Source organism: Nostoc sp. (assembly GCF_054880495.1).
Window position 1 is genome coordinate 1 of record NZ_JBTYKD010000151.1, and the last position, 2,480, is coordinate 2,480.

General features: G+C 42.0%; 4 protein-coding genes. 2 read left to right on the forward strand and 2 right to left on the reverse strand.

Annotated elements, in window-relative coordinates:
- The first annotated feature begins 352 nt into the window (after window positions 1–352).
- Window positions 353–895, forward strand: a complete 543-nt coding sequence (locus ACYTXL_RS15540) for an Hsp20/alpha crystallin family protein (RefSeq protein ID WP_461925517.1) — start codon at window positions 353–355, stop codon at window positions 893–895.
- A 90-nt stretch (window positions 896–985) separates the two neighbouring features.
- Window positions 986–1,228, forward strand: a complete 243-nt coding sequence (locus tag ACYTXL_RS15545; RefSeq protein ID WP_461925518.1) for a helix-turn-helix domain-containing protein — start codon at window positions 986–988, stop codon at window positions 1,226–1,228.
- A gap of 29 nt (window positions 1,229–1,257) precedes the next feature.
- On the opposite strand, the gene ACYTXL_RS15550 is transcribed toward ACYTXL_RS15545, so the two are convergent.
- Together ACYTXL_RS15550 and ACYTXL_RS15555 are read right to left on the reverse strand one after the other, a co-directional pair.
- The gene (locus tag ACYTXL_RS15550; protein ID WP_461925519.1) at window positions 1,258–1,824 is read right to left on the reverse strand and encodes an IS630 family transposase; all 567 of its coding nucleotides are present in this window, start codon (window positions 1,822–1,824) and stop codon (window positions 1,258–1,260) included.
- A gap of 269 nt (window positions 1,825–2,093) precedes the next feature.
- A complete protein-coding gene (locus ACYTXL_RS15555; RefSeq protein WP_461925520.1) occupies window positions 2,094–2,318 on the reverse strand; it encodes a helix-turn-helix domain-containing protein in 225 nt (74 codons plus the stop codon).
- Window positions 2,319–2,480 lie beyond the last annotated feature (162 nt).

Here is a 2,480-nt window from a genome sequence, read left to right on the forward strand (position 1 = left end):
GAGTTTCCCGCAGAACTCCCAGCTGATTTGCAATCAGACTGCTGGACTATCAGGTTTGGTAAGTAGGGAGCGATTGTATTCCACGAATTAGCCCAATCGTGTAACTACTTGCCATTCAACATAATCCCAAGATTTCGATACGGGAAATGCGACTGATCTTTGTACGGTTTACCCAATTGTTTGAAAATTTTCGCTTGATTAAATTACTTAGTAGAGAGAAGCAATAAAGCTTCTGTACAAAAGTAGAGGGTGAGTAATTGCTTAAATGCTTTAAATCTCTCAATTGAATCACCTCTAAAACTTCGTTCAATTACCTTCAAATGAATTAGAAAGTTAAGGAGAAGACACAAATATGGCACTTATTCGTTGGGAACCATTTCGAGAAATAGAACTGCTACGTCGTCAAATGGATCAAATCTTCTCTGAAATGGCAACAGCCTCGCGCGGTAACGAAGAGATTTCTCAATCGATTGGAGCGGTGTGGGTTCCTGCTGCTGAATTGCATGATAATGGTTCTTCTTTGCTATTGAGAGTCGAAATTCCAGGTGTAGAGGCTAAAGACCTGGATGTTCAAGTAACTCAAGAGGCAGTTTCAATTTCTGGTGAACATCGTTACCAAAAACGTTCTGAATCCAAAGGTAACGTTCGTTCCGAATTTCGCTATGGCAAATTTACTAGAGTAATACCTCTGCCGAACAAAGTTCAAAATCAACAAGTTCAGGCAGACTTGAAAGATGGGATTTTAAATCTGACTTTGCCCAAACTGGAGCAAGAACAGAACAAGGTATTCAAAGTGAATTTAGGTCAAGCTCAAGGAGCAACATCTGCCATCGAAGCTGGTAATGGTAACGGACAAAGCAATACTATATCCGAGCAAAGCATTCAAACTGTTTAATTGAGATATTCTTTAATCTCAATTAACAAGAGTTTCTCTATCCTGTATCAAGCAAGTTATAAACCTCAGCTAAGTTGATTAGTTGGGGTTTTGTCGCTTTCGGCATCAGCGTGGTCGGGGGTGGCGGCGGCTAAAGCCAGAGGTCAAAAGTTTGGCAGGCAGCCAGGACAACGGCTCAAAGCAGATAAGTTGGGCCCGAAAGTTTTACAGATGGTGCAACAGGGGTATTCTTACCGCAAAATTGCAGAAATTCTCAACCTTAGCAAGACAACTGTCAATGATATTGTCAAACGCCACAGACAGTCAGCCAAGAAACCAGAGTTGGAAAGGTAATTTTGAAAGCCTTATCCAGTAATACCAATTTAATATGAAGCTGCATAGAAAAGGGCTTCTAAAATAAAGTTATAAGAAGAGACAGACATAACCTGTTCAAGTGTGAGTTGGTCAAAAAGTTCTTGAATGCGATCACGTAAAGCTTGCAGGGAAGAAAAGAGTTGATTTTTGAGAGGTTGTTTAAGAAATTGCCAAAGTCGCTCAATTGGGTTGAGTTCAGGGGAGTGAGGTGGTTGAGCTAGAGGGATAACGTTCTCCGGCCAACGAATTGCCGAGGTCATATGAGCAGAAGCCTGATCAATCTGTAAAATGGCATAATCCTCACCTAACTGCTGAGATAACCAGTTCAAGAACTCCTGGAAATAGCCCCCATTAAGTTGGGGATACTCGTGGAGGAAATGGTCTCCACTCATTGGTTCAATGGCACCATAAATCCAAAAATTCTCCCGTCCCCATTTCACAGATACATTAGGTTTTACCCCCGGAGCAGTAATGACTTTGCCTGTCACGGTCTTCATTCCTACCCTAGTTTCGTCTTGACACAAGTAACGAATGCGCTTCCCTTGTGCTAATAACGACTCTAAACTCAGTAACAAAGGACCAAGTTTTTTTTAAACTCACACACCATGATTTCATCCTGCTTATAGCTTTGGGGACGTGGAACCTTCAACTTCGCTCCCAATCGATATCTTACCAATCCATAGACCGTGCCATACTCTATACAAAGTCCATGTTCCTTTTCCAACCACTCAACGATTGCACCATAACTACTAAACCCTTCACCTGTTTCTAACTCGTGTTTAAGTGCTGCGATCGCGTCATCGCTAATTTTTCGACTTGCACCTGGTGCCTTCTTAATTTCTAATCAGCTTGAAATTCCACCATTACGGTATTTGTGTAACCATCTTGTCACTGTTGAAGTGTCTCTGCCCAAGCGTTCCCCTATTTGCTGCTGCTCCTTTACCTGTCCAGTTTTGAGCCACCACAGCATCTGGAGTTTTTCTTTTTGGTTTCCTAACCTAGCTGTCTGTAGACGTTTTTTCAATTCCTCTTCGCTTTCTGCGATCGCAATCTTAAATCGGCGGCTCATAGGGATTTAAACTTATGGAGTTTGCAAATCCCCATTATATGCAGCTTCATATTAAATTGGTATAATCAATTAAACTAAGCGAAACTCTCACGAGTTCCGCTCGTCTTCAAAACCGGACGTGACACTTTCGCATCATCCGGCTCCTCAATGACCTGGCTCTTG

What these genes read in the sequence shown, in the direction of transcription:
- ACYTXL_RS15540 (WP_461925517.1), top strand. Translation starts at nt 353, where the DNA reads ATGGCACTTATTCGTTGGGAACCATTTCGAGAAATAGAACTGCTACGT.
- ACYTXL_RS15555 (WP_461925520.1), bottom strand. Translation starts at nt 2,318, where the DNA reads ATGAGCCGCCGATTTAAGATTGCGATCGCAGAAAGCGAAGAGGAATTG.